This window comes from Corynebacterium sp. KPL1814 (genome assembly GCF_000478175.1).
In the GTDB taxonomy this organism is placed as follows: domain Bacteria; phylum Actinomycetota; class Actinomycetes; order Mycobacteriales; family Mycobacteriaceae; genus Corynebacterium.
In genome coordinates this window covers 319,628-336,369 of sequence record NZ_KI515777.1, presented here as the reverse complement: position 1 = coordinate 336,369, position 16,742 = coordinate 319,628, and the positions used below count along the sequence as shown (strand labels likewise).

Sequence of the window (16,742 nt, the reverse complement as noted above, 5' to 3'; positions counted from 1 at the left end):
AAAGGCGGCAGAAGGTAACTAATTAAAAAGTTACTTCTTAGCTGCAGCGTAACGCTCTGCAACGTCGTCCCAGTTGAAGACGTTCCATGCGGCCTTTACGTAGTCAGCCTTCACGTTCTTGTACTGCAGGTAGTAAGCGTGCTCCCACATATCGAGCATGAGCAGCGGGGTGAAGTCAACGGAAACGTTGCCCTGCTGGTCGGTGAGCTGCTCGATGATCAGGCGGTCAGCGATGTGGTCGTAACCCAGCACTGCCCAGCCGGAACCCTGCAGGGAGGTAGCGGCACCAGCGAAGTGTGCCTGGAACTTCTCGAAGGAACCGAAGTCGCGGTCGATAGCTTCTGCCAGCTCGCCGGTGGGCTGGCCGCCACCGTTCGGGGACAGGTTCTTCCAGAAGATGGAGTGGTTGGTGTGGCCACCCAGGTTGAATGCCAAGTTCTTGGACAGGGCGCGGATGCGGTCTGGGTTAGCCTCGCCGTTGCGCTCTTCTTCCAGTGCCTCGAGGGCAGCGTTAGCACCCTTCACGTAGGTTGCGTGGTGCTTGTCGTGGTGGAGCTCCATAATCTCTGCGGAGATGTGTGGCTCCAGTGCGTCGTATGCGTATGGGAGGTCAGGAAGTTCGTAAACAGCCATTTGTGTAATCCTTTCTTCGGGTACGTGTCCCGATGATAGGCACGATCGAAAGATTTCGCCATGATTAATTTGAAATCTGCAAATACAGCGAATATTTAGTGGCCCGGGAATCTATTTGCCCAGTACAACGTTATTAAGGAAATAGAGAAAGGAGCTTTAACTGATGTGGATGTTTAAACCAGAACCGAAGATGGTGGCTGCGGAAGACGCCTTGCCGGGCCGCAGCGAGCCGGTCTTAGACCCCGCCCCGCATGCGGTGCTGGATACCCCAATTACCGGCCCGTGGAAGGACGGCCAGAAATCGATCTTGATTGCCTTAGGCTGTTTCTGGGGCGCGGAAAAGATGTTCTGGGAGACCGACGGTGTTGAGTCCACGTCCGTGGGCTACGCCGGCGGTACCACTCCGAACCCCACGTATTATGAGGTCTGCCGCGGGCAAACCAACCATGCAGAAACCGTGGAAGTCACCTATGACCCAGAGAAGATTTCCTTGCGCGAGCTCGTGGTGAAGGCCCTGGAAGCCCACGATCCGACGCAGGGCTTCCGCCAGGGAAATGACGTGGGCACGCAGTACCGTTCCGCGTTTTATCCCCGTACCGAAGAAGAGCGGAAAGAGATCCAAGCAATCGTGGATAGCTACGCGGATAAGCTCAAAGAATTTGGTTTTGGGGAAACCACGACCGAAGTAAAACGCTTAGCTGATACGGACTCTGGCGAGTACTACTTGGCCGAAGACGAACACCAGCAGTATCTGCACAAGGTGCCGAACGGTTACTGCCCGCACCACAGCACTGGTGTGAAGTGCGATTAGGCGTCGAGCCGGATAAAACCGGCGATTTTCCCGGCTAACTTAGAGGTGAGCTTCTGGCGCGATTGGGAGCCCAAGACCTCGTTCCAGTACCAGAGCATCTCCTGAAAGTAGTTATGCCCGTGGCCGCCTGGGACGTTCAGGGAGTTGATCTGGTCCAGGCCAATTTGCCACCAGGTAATAAACGGCGCCCAGCGCAGGTGGCGGAGCGTATCCGCCCGGAGTGTCTCCGGTTGGGGTTCGTGCATCCAGGTGGGGCGGCGGAACATTAGGTTCAGGTCCCACCACACGATGGCATCGGAGGCATGCTGGGCGATGAGCACCCGGGGCCGGCGCCAGGTCGAGGAAAAATCGTTGCCAAAGGCATCGCGGCGCGAGTGCTCCGGTTGGGCAACAAAGCGGACGTGTTGCCCGCCATCGATGACGGGGAGCCGCTCGAGCGAGCCGATATCGCGGCGCAGGCGCTGGGTAAAGTGCGTCATCCGCGGCGGGCCAGAAAAGACCGCGCCGTTGCAGGCGGCGAGGAGTTCTTCCTTGTTCTGGAAGTTATCCATAATGGCGTAGGCACCCAGTGATTCTCCTGCAAGGTAGAGACGCGGGCGGTCTTCTTCCGGGAGCTTGTCAATTTCTTCTTGCATCACGGAAATGAGCTCGGCCGCGGCGCGCTTGGGCGCGTTCTTATCCACGAGGTAGGCGAAAACCGAGGGCAGGTAGGAATACTGCATGGTGACGGTGACGCAATCACCGGCGGTTAAAAACTCGTAGGCGCTTGCGCTCCAGTTATTAATCCACCCGGATCCTGCGGGCATCTGAATAACGATGGTTTCCCGGCGCAGTGCACCGGTGCGCTGTAATTCTGAGCGCACCTTCTTCGCTGCTTGGGCGAAGGAACGCCCTGGGATATAGCCGGCATAAATGCGGATGGGTTCTTTGGCGGGAGTGCCGGTGATGCTGCGAATATCGCGGGCGCGCGGGCCGTTAGAGACGAAGCGCCGCCCTTGTTGCCCTAGCGCGGACCAAGGTTCAAGTGACCATGGGCTGCCGGAGCGCTCCGGCTCCCAGGGCATCGAGGTGCCGGGAAAGATTTGCTTGTTTAAGCGCTGTGCCTTGTGGGAGAGCGAACGGATCCAGCGCCGGAATACCACGCGGTCCGATAGTCCTACCGCGGCCACGGTTAGCCCTGCGGTGACGACCGGCCAGGCCACGAGTGCTGGAACCCAGCGGCCCAATTGTCGCGATAATTTGGTCACGGTCAGTTGTGCGGCCTCGCCTACCAAGAGCAGCGCGCCGTATCCGGCGGTGCCGGCGGCTAGGCCGATGGCAGCGGTAGCCGGACCGCGAACCAGTTGCTTATTGACAAGACCTGCCTGCTTTTCCTGGTTGCGCAGCGAGAGCGCCGCATTGAAGGCGGTGCCGGCGCCAATAGCTAAGTGCAGAATTTGGCGGTGCTGCGGTCCCAAGCGGTCTTGCGGGCGCTTGCCCAGCCGGTTGAGCACGAAACTCGTCGAGGCCGCCCCGAGGTGTCCGATGGCCTGCCCGATAGATACATTGGCAGCCGTTACCCACCACGGGCGGGGCAGCAGGGACGGGGATACCGCGGCCCACGTGGCCAGCTCTGCACCTAAGATTCCGGCCGACATATGGGGCGGCAACGTTTGCCGGCTGGTCATGCGGACGACGGGCGTGAGATCCGCGACTACGCCAAGAGAAATTAGTGCAGCGCGGCTGAAGGCGCGTTTCATGGTTGCCCATTATCCCAGAACATGTTCCGTTGCGCAGTGTGAAACATTCCGCATGCAAAACCCCGCTAGGCGTTGCACAATGGGGTCATGGCAAAGCATGTAGGAAATAAAGTCGTTCTCATTGGCGCGGGTGACGTGGGAGTCGCTTACGCCTACGCACTGGTCAATCAGAGCATCGTCGACCACCTAGCCATCATCGACATCGATGAGCGGAAGCTGGAAGGCAATGTCATGGACCTCAACCACGGTGTGGTGTGGTCGCCACAGCGCACCCGCGTCACCAAGGGCACCTACGCGGATTGCGCGGACGCTGACATGGTCGTCATCTGCGCCGGCGCCGCCCAAAAGCCCGGCGAAACCCGCCTTGACCTGGTGGACAAGAATGTCAAGATCATGAACAGCATCGTCGAAGATGTCATTGCTAATGACTTCGACGGTATCTTCTTGGTCGCCACCAACCCGGTCGATATCCTGACCTACGCGGTATGGAAGGCCTCCGGCTTTGACCACAAGCGGGTCATCGGCTCCGGTACGATTCTGGACTCCGCGCGCTTCCGCTACATGCTGGGTGAATTGGAGGGCGTGGCCCCGAAGTCCGTGCATGCCTACATCATTGGTGAGCACGGCGATTCCGAGTTGCCTGCCGTCTCCACCGCGAATATCGCCGGTGTGCCGCTTTCGCAGAAGCTGGAAAAGGATCCGGAATACGCCGAGCGCATTGAAAAGATCTTTGAAGAAACCCGCGACGCCGCCTACTCCATTATCGATGCAAAAGGCTCGACCTCCTACGGCATCGGCATGGGGCTTGCACGCATTACCGCTGCGATCATCCAGAACCAGGACGTGGCGCTTCCCGTCTCTGCTTACCTGCAGGGCGAGTACGGCGTAAAGGACCTCTACATCGGTACTGCGGCCATCGTGAACCGCACCGGCATCGTTCGCCCGGTAGAACTGCAGCTCAACGAGCACGAAAAGGAGCGTTTCGACGCTTCTGCGAAGACGCTCAATGACATCAAAGAAAAGTTCTTCGGCTAGTGCACATCGTCGCGCATAGGGGATATTCCGGAAAATACCCGGAGCTATCCCCCTTAGCTTTTGAAAAGGCCATGGAGCTTCCCATCCATGGCGTGGAGTGCGATGTGCGGTTAAGCCGCGATGGCAAGGTGGTAGTCCAGCACGATCCCACCTTGGAGCGAACGACGGGGCGCGCCGGGCGGGTTTCGGCGATGGACTGGCGGGAGCTGAGCGAGGTCGACATCGGCAAGGGGCAGCGCATGATGCTTCTCGATGATCTCCTGGCCATGCTGGGGGACAAGCCTCACCACCTTTATATTGAAACCAAGCACCCCTCTGGGCAAGGTAGCGCCTTGGAAAAGCGGGTCATGGAACGACTGCGCGCCGCCGGGCTTGATGAGGATCCGCGCATGCACGTTATTTCTTTTTCCCATAAGGCCATCCGGCGCATGAAGATTTTGGCACCGCATATTGACCGCATTTACCTGCGCCGAGATTGGGAACGCCATTTCAATCGCTCGGATTTCATGTGGTCGCGGCCGAGCGCCCTGGGGGTTTCCCTGCTGCGCGCCAAGATGCAAGCGGCCATTATTGGGGCGCAAGGCTTGCCCACGTATATGTGGACCGTTGATAAGCCAGAAGACATGAAGTGGGCTTGGTCCAATGGCGTAGACATGCTTGCCACCAATCAGCCGGAGGTGGCCCTGCGCGCTATTGAGCTGTAGAAAGCAGGTATCTTGGAGGCATGGCCAAGAAGAAAAAGAAACAAGAAGACCTGCCTGAGGGCATGTCCCGCCGTCAGGCGAAGCTTGCTGCCCGCGCCAAAGAGCGCGCCGCCTTGGAAAAGGACCCGCGCCCCTTTAGCGGTCTCGCGGCCGAGGCTTCCCTCGTTGCCATGCAAGAGTTCGTGCCCTCCGCTTTTGCGAAGCTCGACGTGAAGGGCTGCGATAGGAACGTCTACGTCTCCACCGTCCTTCCGGGCGCCACCGCTGCGCTGATCCGCGATGAGGAATTCGGCGGCGATGCTTTTGTGGCACTCCAGGTACAGTCCCATACTCATAACCCCGGCCGGGATCTGGCCTTCGCCCTGAATTGGGTAAAGAACAACGAACCAGGCTCTACCTTGGAATCAACCGCGGCCGATGGCTCGCAGCCGGAGCTGAGTGAGCTTATCGATGCCGCAACCACCCTCGACATCGAAGTCCGCCAGGACTTCAGCTGGTGGATCCCGGAAGGCGCGCAGGTCACCCCTGAGGTATCGCAGTCCATGCGCGCCGCCAATGACTCGGTCATCGAATCCCACCAGGTGGGCAAGGACATTACCGGCACCGCCTTTTGGGCCAATGCCGGCGGCGGCAAAGCGCACGTGCGCTGGGTGCGCCCGAATGACGATGAGGCCGCGTTCCTCAACGCCTTGGCGCGAGTCGCCGCGCGCGGCGAGCTGAACTTGGGCGAGGACACCAAGTTTGCCGGAGTATTCCGCACTCACGGCCTCATCGCTCCCGTCTTTGACGTGCAGCCTGAGGTTGATTACTCCTCTTATGAGGACAAGCTCGCGGGCGTAGAAAAGGCCTTGGAAGAAGAAATCTCCAATGATGCGCAATTGAACGCAGAAGAGCGCAAGCAGCTAGAAAACATCAAGTCCCGCCAGGTGACGTTGCGCTAAACGCACCACACCAAAGCGGTCTTTTCCTCCGCATCTTTGTGCTGGAAAGGGCCGCTTTTGCGCGTCTTGCCGCTGTGGTTATCTCAGATTTAGTAGTACAAGGGGAAGTGGGTTTTGTGCGGGGCTGATGCTTTTCCGGCGGTAGTAACCACGATCGGCCTCTTGGAGGTGAGCAAATTCCATGAGCGCAACCGGTCAGGAGGGGGGTATGCATCGATAAGTAAAGTGTCATCCATTCAGGGAATCCCCGCCTAACCATACGGACAGCCGCACCGCCAGCACCGGATGGAATCAAATTTACAAAGCGGAAATTCAGGCAAAACTATTGACTGCAGGCACAGGTACCCCTATTGTGTGAGATGTGTCGCAGATAGTGACCCATGTCATGCTCTACAGCTTTCGAAAGTGGCTACCATGAGATTTCGAAATCATGAGTGATGAAACTGGGGCCACCTATTATGGCTTCCATCCAGTTCTTCAAGAGCAAGCTCCTACCCCAAGAGAATTAGTGAGTTTATTGCGTGGAAGTTTATCGGCACTGATCCGAAATTAATGGCATAGTACCTGGAGCACAGCATGTTCACCTTACTGCATCAATAAATCTCATTTGACATACCGCAAGTTGCGGCGGGTCAAGAGGTTGACCCGTGAGAATTACCCATTTCGGAAATCCGACGCTGGGTTCATGCTGCGCGCATGAGCTTTCAGTCGCGGTTGTCAAATATTGAGAGGCACGATGCAGGATTATAAGCCTTCTGATCAAAAATTTTGGACCATCGTACGCAAGAACCATCCTGACTATCTACGGTGGTTCTTCGCTGATACAGCAAGCGCCTTGGGGGCATCCCTCGTGGCTATCCCTATTTCGCTTGCGAGCTACTACCTCACTGGAAGCCTAAGTCAAGCGGGAGTGATTGGAGCCGCAAGCTCGGCAGGCTCGATGATCATGACGATCCCAGCCGGGATGATCATCGATCGTTTTAACAAGAAGAAGTTACTTCTCTTCTACGGGCTGAGCCAAATTGGTATCTGGTCAACCTTCTCGCTACTGCTTTACTTGGGCAAATTCAATTTCCCACTTTTGTTCTTCTTTAGCCTGTTTGCAGGAATGATTACAGGCACGTTCGGAGGCCTAACCAACGCCATTTTGAGATTCATCATTCCCGAAAATTTGCTTGTTCAAGCGCAAGGCCGTAACCAAACTCGAGACAACATTATCTGGATGGTCGGACTACCTTTAGGAGGCTTTCTCTACGGTCTAGCCCCGGTTATTCCCTTTATTGCGCAAACGTTGTGTGGGTTGGGTCCGCTTTATGCTTCAAGAACCATCAGTACGGACCTGGGGAGGAAAAACAGTGAGCAACGGTATTCGTTTAGACAGTTTTGGTCCGATAGCAAATATTCTTTGGCTTGGATTTGGAAATATCCAATGCTTCGAACAATCTTCAGCATCGATATCTTCTCCAACTTCGCCAACTTTTTCCTCATCGCGTCCATTGACCTATGGCTGGCATACCTCAAAGTTGATGGTTGGATAATCGGCCTCACCTCAACCATGTTTACCCTTGGAATGATTGTTGGAGGACTTCTTCAAGACCGCCTCATCAAGCAATTGCCAGGAAGAAACATCATCCGAGCAACGATGCTTTGGGAGCTACTGTGGTACCTGTTTCTTCTTGTATTTTCTCAGTATTGGCCACTTATCGCCGTTGCAGCATTTTTGATCGTAGTTCCCTCCATTGCGTGCAACTCATACTCCGGAGGACTGCTTGCGTTATCAGCGCCTCCCGAAAAAATAGGAAAATGCTCGGCAGGAGCGCGTTTGATGATGGGATTGCTACCAATCATCGCCTCCGCCAGCGCGGGTGCATTCCTCGCTGCAATTGGTTTTCAGGCAAGCATGGCACTATGCGCTCTGTGCTCGGTTATCTCCTGTTTGATAGCGGCAAGTTCAGTCTTGCGCACACTACCTAAAGCATCCGAGTTCAATTTACTCCCCGTATGCGCGTAAGTCCCAAGGTCATCTACCAATGACTCAAACACAGATCTACAACGACCGGGCCTGACCCCGGCGTGTCCTCTATCCGGGGGTCAGGCCCCATGTCAGGGCAAGATGAAGCGTCCCTTCGGAGTGGAGGAATCACGGGCAAGGCACTTGCCTTGGCGATGAGGGGGGCTGGGGTAGAGTGACTTCCTAGTTGACGTCTCCTCGAAGTGCTAGCAATTCACTCTCTCCGAGGTAAGTATTACAGCAAGAGGCGGGTAAAAGCATGAACAAGAAAAACTCAGGGCCTCAGCGCATAGCTTGGGCTTGCGCAGCCGTCAGCGCAATAGTCTTATGCTTGGCATAATTAGGATGATCTCTATGGATCCTGTGGAATGGAGAATTCTCCCTGAATTCTTTATAGCAACCACACTTGCTGGTTTCTCAATAATGTTTTTCCGTTACGACGATTGAGTTCAGGCCTGACCCCGGACAGTAAATCGTTGGGGTTGTGAAGTGTTCCGGGGTCTGTAGCCCTAGTTTGGGCGGGGCCTGGCCTCGTTTCGCCAGGCCCCGCTCGAGCACCCGATTTACATTAGAATTCCTGGCTATTTCATGGAGTCCCAGAGCTGTTGGGCGCCTTCATCGTCCCAGAGTACGACATTGCCCACGACGGTGTCCTGGAACCCGCCGATGGGGACGGTTTCCGTATCCACGCCGGAGCCCATTGCGAGCGCCACGCGGGCCAAGTGCCATACGTGGTCGCCATCGCCCACGATGAAAGAGGAGGCGGTGTGGTTGATCAGGGAAATAGACCGGAAGGGGTTAATCAGCGTGGCCGGGGAGGTGATCTTATCTAGGAGCGCTGCGAAGAACTCGCGCTGGCGCTGCACGCGGTCCAGGTCGCCCATCGCGGTGGCGCGGGTGCGCACATACCCCAGCGCATCGCCGCCCTCTAGCTTCTGGCAGCCTTCCTGCAGATCGATGCCCGCCAGCGGGTCATTAATAGGCTCTGGCACGCAGATATCAACGCCGCCGACGGAATCGACCACATTGGCCAAGCCACCCATGCCAATTTCGGCATAGTGGTCAATGTGCAGGCCAGTATTGCCCTCCACGGTTTGTGCTAGGAGCTTTGGCCCGCCGTAGGCAAAGGCGGCATTGATCTTATCCATGCCGAAGCCGGGTACTTCCACGTAGCTATCGCGTGGAATGGAGACCAGTTGGGCTTGGCCGGAGCGCGGGATATGCAGGAGCATGATGGTATCGGTGCGTCCCTCGCCCACATCGCCACCGGTGCCGAGCGCTTGTTGATCCTCTTCGGACAGGCCCTGGCGGGAATCGGATCCCACCAACAGCCAATTGGTGCCGGAGGTATTGGCCACCTGCTCATCCGGGAAGGCATCCACGCGGGTCAGGCGCGTATCGGCCCACAGTGCGAAGATGAGGCTGCACACCACGACGACGAGGACAAAGATGCCGGCGCAGCCAAAGAATTGCTTAACCGGATTGGTCTTTTTCCGGCGGCTGTGCGGCTTGGAATGGCGGCGGGGCGGTTGTTGCGCTTGCTGTGGTTGGTAGCGCTGTTGCAGCTGCTGCGGCGATTGTGGCTGCGATCGCCGTGGTGGCCGCTGTGGTGGCTGCTGCGCGGAACGCTGCTGGGCCCGGTACTGGCTGGGGTAGCGGGTGGGGGTTTCCTGGCGTGGGATGCGTTGCTGCGGCTCGGCACGATTCGTGCGTGGCCGGCGGCGGATGGGCCGACCGTAGCGGTCCTTGAGGGGACGGCCATCGGCCCCAAGGACGAACTCACTGGATGAGCTATCGCCAGCGCGGCGCGCCTCCCGATGCGGATCTCGTCCTGATTCAGTCATGCGCTATACCTTACAAGGCGCCGGCCAATTCCCTCGCTTTCCTCGCGAGCACGCCATACTTAAAGTACGGAAAGACCGAAGGAATAGCCGAGGAAAGCGATGGCATCGATAAGAAAGTGCGCGATGACAAGTGGCCACACCCGGCCGGTGCGGTGATAGTAGTAGCCGTAGATTACGCCCATGATGATATTGCCAAAACCGGCCGATACCCCTTGGTACAGGTGATATGAACCGCGCAGGATGGAGCTTGCCGCCAAGGCTGCCGGCAGCGACCAGCGCGCCTGGCGCAGCCTGGTCATCAGCCACATGACCACCACGGTCTCTTCCGCAAAGGCATTGGCGGCGGCCTTGATGAGGGACACCGGAATCTCTAACCACGCATTATCGAAGTCACCGGGGATGACCTCTTTGCTCCAGCCAAGCTGCACCGCGGCGAAATACAAAACTAGGCCCGGGATGCCGATGAGCGCGGCGAGTCCTGCGCCGTGCAACCAATCAGAGGCGCGGTAGGCGGCCGGTTTAATGTGGTCTTTCGCCAGCAGGAAAAGCGCTAGCCCACCATAGGCAAAAAGGACCGCCGCCGAGCACAATTGCAGGCCCAAATCCACCCACGCCAGGCTGGATTGGCTGGAGTTGAGCGTGACGGATTGCTCATTGAGCGGCTGCGGGGCGGCCAGTGAATTGATAAGCCGCAGCACCGCCCTGACCCCGGAAATACCAAAGGTCAGGGTCAGGACGATGAGCAGCTCGGCGCGTAGGTTCTTAGTCATGGGTGCAGGATGTGGGCGAGGCCTAAAAGTCGGGCATCGGAAAGCGTAATGCCTCCCACATGCACGCCGACGGGCGGGTGCGCGGGGATCGCCCAAGGAACGGAAATGGCGGGCAATCGGGCCATATTAAACAGCGAGGCCCACGGGGACCAGCGCGTTTGGGCGTCGAAATTCTCCGCGTGCGGAAGGGACAGGAAATGCCCCCGCGGCGGGGGATCCGCGGTGAGCATAGGCGTGACGATGGCATCGACCCGCCACTGCTGCGCCAAGAGCTCCGGGAGGTGGCGGACATGGCGTTGCGCCGCGCTTAGCTCGGCGGCGGACACGGTGGCGCCTTGCTGGGCCACCCAAGCCGCGTAGCCTTCTGCCTGCGGCAGCCCCACAAACCGGGAGGTAAAGATCTCGCGGAAGTGCGCAAACGTGACCCCTGCCTGCGGATACGGCGCAATGAGGACGACCTCGAACCCCGCGGCGCGCAGCCGATCTGCGGCCTCGCGTGCCGCCCGCAGGTGGTGGGCCTCCACCCGGGTCGCGGCAAAAAGCGGCTCCAGCAAGAGCCCAATGCGGGCGCGCGGGGTGATCATGCGGTGGCCGTGCAGGAACGCATTATCGGCCACGGTGCGGGTAATAAACCCCTCCGTGCCGAGGCTGCTGCCCGCAGGCTTAAACCCCACGACCCCGCAGGCCGCCGCGGGAACACGAATGGAACCGCCGCCATCGCTGGCCTGGGCCGCGCGCACGAGGCCGCGGGCTACCTGGACGGCCGCGCCGCCAGAAGAACCACCCGGGGTGCGGCCTGGATAAAGGGGATTATCGGGGTGGGGAAGATCTACCGGTTCGGTATCGACGCGCAAGCCCAACTCCGGGGTGGAGGACTTGCCAATGAATATGGCGCCCTGCTTTTCCAATGCCGCGATGAACGGGTCGCTGACCGCGGGATAGTACGTGCGCTTGGCATTGCCCATAGTGGTGGGCATGCCCGCGACATCGTTGAGATCCTTTGCAGATAGGACCCACCCGCGCAGCCGGCCGGTGAGGGTAGGCGCGCGCTGCAGATCCAGGTAGGTAAAACCGTGTTCTGCGGGGCCCATGCCCTGCACATCCGCGCGGAGTCGTTCTATGGAAAAGCCCATGGCGCACCAGTCTAGTGGGCTAAGGTGACGGGCATGACTACAACCATCGCATTCTTAGGCCCCGCCGGTACGTTCACGGAGGCCGCCGTGCACAAATTCGCTACCGAGTGGGAAGAGCGAGGGGAGACCGTAGAGGCCCTACCGGTGGACTCGCCATCGGCGGCGGTGGCGGCCGTGCGCGCCGGGCAGGCCGATTATGCCTGCGTCGCCATCGAAAATTCCGTGGATGGTGCGGTGACGACGACCTTTGATGCACTGGTAGAAGGCGATCCCGTACAGATTTACCGCGAGGTAGATATCCCCGTTACCTTCAGCATCATGACCCGCCCGGGAACGAAAGACATCGCGCGCCTGAGCACGCACCCGGTGGCCTTCCAACAAATCCGCGGCTGGGTAGCAGAGAACGCGCCGGGCGTGGAATTCGTGCCGGCTAGCTCGAATGCGGCGGCGGCGCAGGCCGTAGCGCGCGGGGAGGTCGACGCGGCGGCGGCACCAGCGCGGGCGGCAGAAATCTTCGGCCTAGAAACCAAGGCGAGCGGCGTGGCCGACGTGCAGGGCGCGGCCACCCGCTTTGTACTGGTGGGCCTGCCGGGGCGCCCGACCGCGCGCACCGGCCAGGATCGCACCAGCGTCATTTTCACCTTGCCCAACCAACCGGGAACCCTGGTGGGGGCCTTACAAGACTTTGCCCATCGCGGGGTGGATCTCTCCCGGATCGAGTCGCGGCCGACGCGCCAGACCTTTGGCACCTACCGCTTCTATGTGGACTTGATTGGGCATATCGATGACCAGCCGGTTGCTGAGGCCCTGCGCGCGGTGTGGTTGCGGGCGGAGGAACTGCGCTTTTTGGGCTCTTGGCCCACCGCGACGCCCGCCGGCCATCCACCGCGGGACTTGGCTGAGGCGGATGCCTGGGTGGCGAGGGCGCGCAGGGGTCAATAATCTGGACGCATGACTGGAAGAATCATCCTGCTGCGCCATGGCCAAACCCATTCCAACGTCTCCCGGCTGCTTGATACCCGGCCGCCGGGCGCGGAGCTTACGGATCTGGGGCGCAACCAGGCCACGGAGGTGGGCCGGGAACTAGCGGGGTTTGTGGGCGATCGCGAGGTCGAATTCAAGTGCTCGATTGCGCTGCGGGCGCAGCAGACCGCCACCTTGGCGGCGCGCGCTTTTGAACAGGAGCGGAACCTGCCGCGCTTTTCCATTCCCATCGATGTCATCCCGAATGTGCAGGAGATTTTCGCCGGCGATTGGGAGCTCGATGCCAGCGAGGCCGCCCACCGCAGCCACGATTCGGCCATGCGCGGCTGGTGCTATGGCGATAGCCAGGCCGCCATGGAAGGCGGCGAGCGGCTTCAGGACGTGCTGTCGCGTTTCCAGCCCGCGTTGGAAGAGATTGCGGCGCAGCTTGCCGATGACCGCGATGTCATCCTCGTCAGCCACGGCGCCGCCATCCGGGTGGTAACCAAGCATGCCACCGGCGCGGATGCGGACTTTGCCTATACCGGGTACATGCCCAATTGCCGCTTTACCGTGATGGAGCCGCGCGGCAAGAAATTCGGCGAGTGGACGCTTACCCGCTGGGCAGATATCGAACTTTAGCCCCAGCCCAGCCGGTGCAGTTCGTGTTCTTCCATGCCAAAGTAATGGCCGAGCTCGTGGAAGACCGTGACCTTGACCTGCTCGGCCAAGTCTTCTTCTGACGTACTCCAGCGCTGCAGGGTGTTGCGGTAGATGAAGATCGCATCGGGTAAATACCCGGTGTGGTCGAAGGTGCGCCGAGGCAAAGCGACGCCCTCATAGAGCCCCAGCAAGGTGGGATCATCGGGGTTTTCTTCTTCCACCATGATCACCAGGTTGCGCATTTTGCGCACGAATTCATCGGGCACTTGATCGAGGGCGTCATTGACCATTTCCTCGAAGCGTTCTTCCGATACGGAATACATTTACGGCGCCGGCTTATCATCGCGAATCGGGTTGCGCTCTGGGCGCTCCTCCGGCGGGTTGCCATCGATGGATAGCGCCTGGCGGCCACCGGTGGCGGCGCCGGTGATGGAGGAAAAGCCGCCATCATCGCGGGCGTGGACGAGCGAACAGTTCACGGACTTGGTGCCGCCATTCCAGGACTCTTCAGACACGGTGCCCCAGAACGGTTGCAGCGTGGATTGGTAGAGCTGCTCCTCCCCGCCCAGGTAATCCTCGGCGGCGGCGGTGCAGGAATCCGAGAGGAATTTATCCATCTCCTTGCCATCCGGGTACGCGTCGGGGAATTTCTTGCCCAGGTCGATGACGGATACCGTCTCCAGCTGGTGTGGCTGGCCGCAGTCCACGACGTGCGGTACCTGCTGATCATCGATGGCCAAGCATTCGCCCGGCTTGGCCAAATTGGCCTGCTCGGAGGCCTCAACATTGCCGGTGGTCAACTGCGGCACGCCGTGATCATCGGTGGTCTGTAGGCCGCACAGCAGGGTGCGGTCACCGTTATCCCACGCGGATTCCGGCGGCAGGATGGAAGCAATATCGTATTTGCCGTGCGGATCCCACTTGCTGTGCAGGTAGCTCACCGTGGCGGATTCACAGAGCTCATCGCGCAGCTGGTGCTGGCGGGTGAGCGCGGGCCGTGAGGCATCCGGGCCGAATTCACTGGTGGGGTAGACGCTGAGATCCTCCACGGTGGAGACCTCGAAGCGGTGCTGCTCCGAGCATTCCACCTCCTTGAAGGAAGCGGCAGAGCCATCCTCGTTAATATCCCACGTCACGCAGGATCCGGCAGAAGCGGAGGTAAAAGGCTCCGTCTTCGGATCGGAGGATCCCGAGCCATCCGCACCGCCCTCAGAGGACTGCTCGGAAGAGGCCGTATTATCGGCCCCGTTGGAGCCGTGGTTGCTGACAATGCCGTAGATGCCCATGAAAACGGCCGCCGCGATTGCTGAGATCAAGGCAATCTGGACGGCCACAGCGGAACGCCACGCAGGTGATTTCTTCATAAGGCCCATTATATTACCTCTTAAGCAGGGTCTTTTCTAGATTGAGGTATCCCGGGAAACGCGGGTATTCAGGTGGTACCTATCGGTGCGGTAGACCGAGGAACACCATTCCACGGGCTTATCCCCCGAACGCGAGCAGCGCACGATGTGCAGCAATGGGGAACCCACGGGGACATCGAGAAGCGGCGCAATCTCCTCATTGGCGGCAATGGCGGATACGGTCTGGTCCGCGTCCGTGATGGGGACACCAAACGTCTTATCCAAAATCGAGTACACCGAGTTATAGGTGTCATTTTCCAGCAGGCTCGGCGCAAAGGTGGAGTTGTACCAGCCGTCATCGATGGAATAAGGCTCGCCATCGCCCAAGCGCAGCCGGCGCAAATGAATCTGTTCCTCTGTGGCAGGGGTGCCAAAGAAGTTGGTGGCCGCCTCCGGTGCGCTGGCGCGGCCGCTGTTGAGGATCTTGGAGGAAGCCACCACGTTCTGGGCGCTCATTTCATCAGAAAAAGAAGCCAGATGCAGGCGCGATACCAAGGGGTTGGGGGCAACGAAGGTTCCCTTACCGCGCACGCGGCGCAATTTTCCGGCGGCAACGAGATCCCCAATGGCCCGGCGCACCGTAATGCGGGAGACACCGTAGGTCTCCTCCAGGAGTCTCTCACCGGGGAGGATATCACCGGGTTTGAGGGTGGTATTACATAATTCCTCCAGAATATCGTGCAACTGGGCGTACTTGGGGGTGGGGCCATCGCTGATTTCGCGGGCCGGCAATTCTAGGGAGGACATGATTCCATAATAATTCGCTGGTTATTACCACGGCAAGGCAATGGCAGTGCGCTAGAATCAGTCCCGTGATTGATCTCAAGCTACTCCGTGAAAACCCAGACGTTGTCCGCGCCTCTCAGGTCACCCGTGGGGAAGACCCCTCGCTCGTGGATCAGCTCCTTGCCGCCGATGAGAAGCGTCGCTCTGCCATCCAGAAGGCAGACGAGGTGCGTTCCCAGCAGAAATCCCTGGGGAAGAAGATTGGTCAGGCCTCCCCGGAAGAGCGCTCGGCGTTGCTGGAAGGCGCAGATGAGCTGAAAGCCAAGGTAAAAGAGGCAGAAGAGGCTCGATCCGCTGCTGAGGCCACGGTGGAAGAGCTGCAGTACAAGATCGATAACGTCGTCGAAGGCGCGCCCGCCGGCGGCGAAGATGACTTTGTTCTCGTTGAAGAAGTAGGCGAGATCCCGCACTTCGATTTCGAGCCTAAGGACCACCTTGAGCTTGGCGAGTCCCTGGGGCTCATTGACGTCAAGCGCGGTGCGAAGGTCGGCGGTGCCCGCTTCTACTACCTCACCGGCGATGGCGCCTTCCTGCAGCTGGGAATGCTGATGCTGGCGGCGCAAAAGGCACGGGAAGCCGGCTTCCAGTTGATGATCCCGCCGGTCCTCGTGCGCCCAGAGATCATGGCCGGCACGGGCTTTTTGGGCCAGCACTCCGATGAGATCTACTACCTTCCGGCCGATGATCGCTACCTCGTGGGCACCTCCGAGGTAGCCCTGGCTGGCTACCACAAGGATGAGATCATCGATTTGTCCAATGGCCCTCTGCAGTACGCCGGCTGGTCCTCCTGCTTCCGCCGGGAGGCCGGTTCCCACGGCAAGGACACGCGCGGCATCCTGCGCGTGCACCAATTCGACAAGCTAGAAATGTTTGTCTATTGCAAGCCGGAAGACGCCGAGGACATGCACCAAAAGCTCCTCAACATGGAAAAGGAAATGCTGGCTGCGATGGAATTGCCGTACCGCACCATCGATATCGCCGGCGGTGACTTGGGCTCTTCGGCTGCCCGCAAATTCGATAACGAGGCGTGGGTACCAACCCAAGGCACCTACCGCGAGCTGACCTCTACTTCCAATTGCACCACCTTCCAGGCCCGCCGTCTATCCACCCGCTACCGTGATGAGAACGGGAAAACACAGGTAGCCGCCACCTTGAACGGCACCCTGGCCACCACCCGTTGGATCGTGGCGATTTTGGAAAACCACCAACAAGCCGATGGCTCCGTCGTTGTTCCAGAGGCCTTGCGCCCATTTGTGGGCAAGGATGTTCTCACGCCGCAGTAGCCTGCGAAGCAAAGCTAAAGGAG

At 59.2% G+C, this 16,742-nt stretch carries 16 protein-coding genes; 8 read left to right on the top strand and 8 right to left on the bottom strand.

All coding sequences use genetic code 11. The features are described from left to right. Window positions 1–30 precede the first annotated feature (30 nt). On the bottom strand, window positions 31–633 hold the full coding sequence (locus HMPREF1257_RS09520) for a superoxide dismutase (RefSeq protein ID WP_023024372.1): 603 nt from the start codon (window positions 631–633) through the stop codon (window positions 31–33). A 163-nt stretch (window positions 634–796) separates the two neighbouring features. On the opposite strand from HMPREF1257_RS09520, the gene msrA reads away from it, so the two are divergent. Then, window positions 797–1,444 carry a peptide-methionine (S)-S-oxide reductase MsrA gene (msrA, locus tag HMPREF1257_RS09515; RefSeq protein ID WP_023024370.1) on the top strand — a complete coding sequence of 216 codons (648 nt, stop codon included), beginning with the start codon at window positions 797–799 and terminating at the stop codon, window positions 1,442–1,444. Here the strand turns inward: msrA and HMPREF1257_RS09510 are convergent. Continuing rightward, window positions 1,441–3,183, bottom strand: coding sequence for an alpha/beta-hydrolase family protein (locus HMPREF1257_RS09510; RefSeq protein ID WP_023024368.1), 1,743 nt, complete (start codon window positions 3,181–3,183; stop codon window positions 1,441–1,443). The two genes, msrA and HMPREF1257_RS09510, sit on opposite strands and share 4 nt — an antisense overlap. Window positions 3,184–3,270: 87 nt before the next feature. Between HMPREF1257_RS09510 and HMPREF1257_RS09505 the strand changes: the two genes are divergently transcribed. From HMPREF1257_RS09505 to HMPREF1257_RS09490, 4 genes are all read left to right on the top strand, one after another. Beyond that, the gene (locus HMPREF1257_RS09505) at window positions 3,271–4,218 is read left to right on the top strand and encodes an L-lactate dehydrogenase (RefSeq protein WP_023024366.1); all 948 of its coding nucleotides are present in this window, start codon (window positions 3,271–3,273) and stop codon (window positions 4,216–4,218) included. Then, entirely contained in the window at window positions 4,218–4,922 is a 705-nt protein-coding gene (locus tag HMPREF1257_RS09500; RefSeq protein ID WP_023024364.1) for a glycerophosphodiester phosphodiesterase family protein, read from the top strand. Before HMPREF1257_RS09505 ends, HMPREF1257_RS09500 begins: the two co-directional genes overlap by 1 nt. A 20-nt stretch (window positions 4,923–4,942) precedes the next feature. Beyond that, on the top strand, window positions 4,943–5,863 hold the full coding sequence (locus tag HMPREF1257_RS09495) for a DUF5926 family protein (RefSeq protein ID WP_023024362.1): 921 nt from the start codon (window positions 4,943–4,945) through the stop codon (window positions 5,861–5,863). A gap of 736 nt (window positions 5,864–6,599) precedes the next feature. Continuing rightward, the gene (locus tag HMPREF1257_RS09490; RefSeq protein ID WP_023027957.1) at window positions 6,600–7,874 is read left to right on the top strand and encodes an MFS transporter; all 1,275 of its coding nucleotides are present in this window, start codon (window positions 6,600–6,602) and stop codon (window positions 7,872–7,874) included. A 581-nt stretch (window positions 7,875–8,455) separates the two neighbouring features. On the opposite strand, the gene HMPREF1257_RS09485 is transcribed toward HMPREF1257_RS09490, so the two are convergent. Genes HMPREF1257_RS09485 through HMPREF1257_RS09475 form a run of 3 tightly spaced genes read right to left on the bottom strand, consistent with a single transcriptional unit; the run spans window position 8,456 to window position 11,621 of the window. Then, a complete protein-coding gene (locus tag HMPREF1257_RS09485; RefSeq protein WP_023024358.1) occupies window positions 8,456–9,718 on the bottom strand; it encodes an LCP family protein in 1,263 nt (420 codons plus the stop codon). 59 nt (window positions 9,719–9,777) lie between these two features. After that, window positions 9,778–10,488 carry a CPBP family intramembrane glutamic endopeptidase gene (locus HMPREF1257_RS09480; RefSeq protein ID WP_023024355.1) on the bottom strand — a complete coding sequence of 237 codons (711 nt, stop codon included), beginning with the start codon at window positions 10,486–10,488 and terminating at the stop codon, window positions 9,778–9,780. Then, window positions 10,485–11,621: an amidase gene (locus HMPREF1257_RS09475; RefSeq protein WP_023024353.1), complete on the bottom strand. Its 1,137-nt coding sequence runs from the start codon at window positions 11,619–11,621 to the stop codon at window positions 10,485–10,487. Before HMPREF1257_RS09475 ends, HMPREF1257_RS09480 begins: the two co-directional genes overlap by 4 nt. 33 nt (window positions 11,622–11,654) lie before the next feature. Between HMPREF1257_RS09475 and pheA the strand changes: the two genes are divergently transcribed. Together pheA and HMPREF1257_RS09465 are read left to right on the top strand one after the other, a co-directional pair. Next, window positions 11,655–12,563, top strand: coding sequence for a prephenate dehydratase (gene pheA / locus HMPREF1257_RS09470; RefSeq protein WP_023024351.1), 909 nt, complete (start codon window positions 11,655–11,657; stop codon window positions 12,561–12,563). A gap of 9 nt (window positions 12,564–12,572) precedes the next feature. Next, window positions 12,573–13,226, top strand: a complete 654-nt coding sequence (locus HMPREF1257_RS09465) for a histidine phosphatase family protein (protein ID WP_023024349.1) — start codon at window positions 12,573–12,575, stop codon at window positions 13,224–13,226. Here the strand turns inward: HMPREF1257_RS09465 and HMPREF1257_RS09460 are convergent. From HMPREF1257_RS09460 to HMPREF1257_RS09450, 3 genes are read right to left on the bottom strand one after another with little or no spacing between them, the layout of a single operon-like run. Continuing rightward, the gene (locus tag HMPREF1257_RS09460) at window positions 13,223–13,570 is read right to left on the bottom strand and encodes a metallopeptidase family protein (protein WP_023024347.1); all 348 of its coding nucleotides are present in this window, start codon (window positions 13,568–13,570) and stop codon (window positions 13,223–13,225) included. The two genes, HMPREF1257_RS09465 and HMPREF1257_RS09460, sit on opposite strands and share 4 nt — an antisense overlap. After that, window positions 13,571–14,620 (bottom strand): septum formation family protein, encoded by a 1,050-nt coding sequence (locus tag HMPREF1257_RS09455; protein WP_023024345.1) that lies wholly within the window; start codon window positions 14,618–14,620, stop codon window positions 13,571–13,573. Window positions 14,621–14,647: 27 nt separating this feature from the next. After that, window positions 14,648–15,397, bottom strand: coding sequence for a GntR family transcriptional regulator (locus HMPREF1257_RS09450; RefSeq protein ID WP_023024343.1), 750 nt, complete (start codon window positions 15,395–15,397; stop codon window positions 14,648–14,650). 65 nt (window positions 15,398–15,462) lie between these two features. On the opposite strand from HMPREF1257_RS09450, the gene serS reads away from it, so the two are divergent. Next, window positions 15,463–16,719: a serine--tRNA ligase gene (gene serS, locus HMPREF1257_RS09445; RefSeq protein WP_023024341.1), complete on the top strand. Its 1,257-nt coding sequence runs from the start codon at window positions 15,463–15,465 to the stop codon at window positions 16,717–16,719. Window positions 16,720–16,742 lie beyond the last annotated feature (23 nt).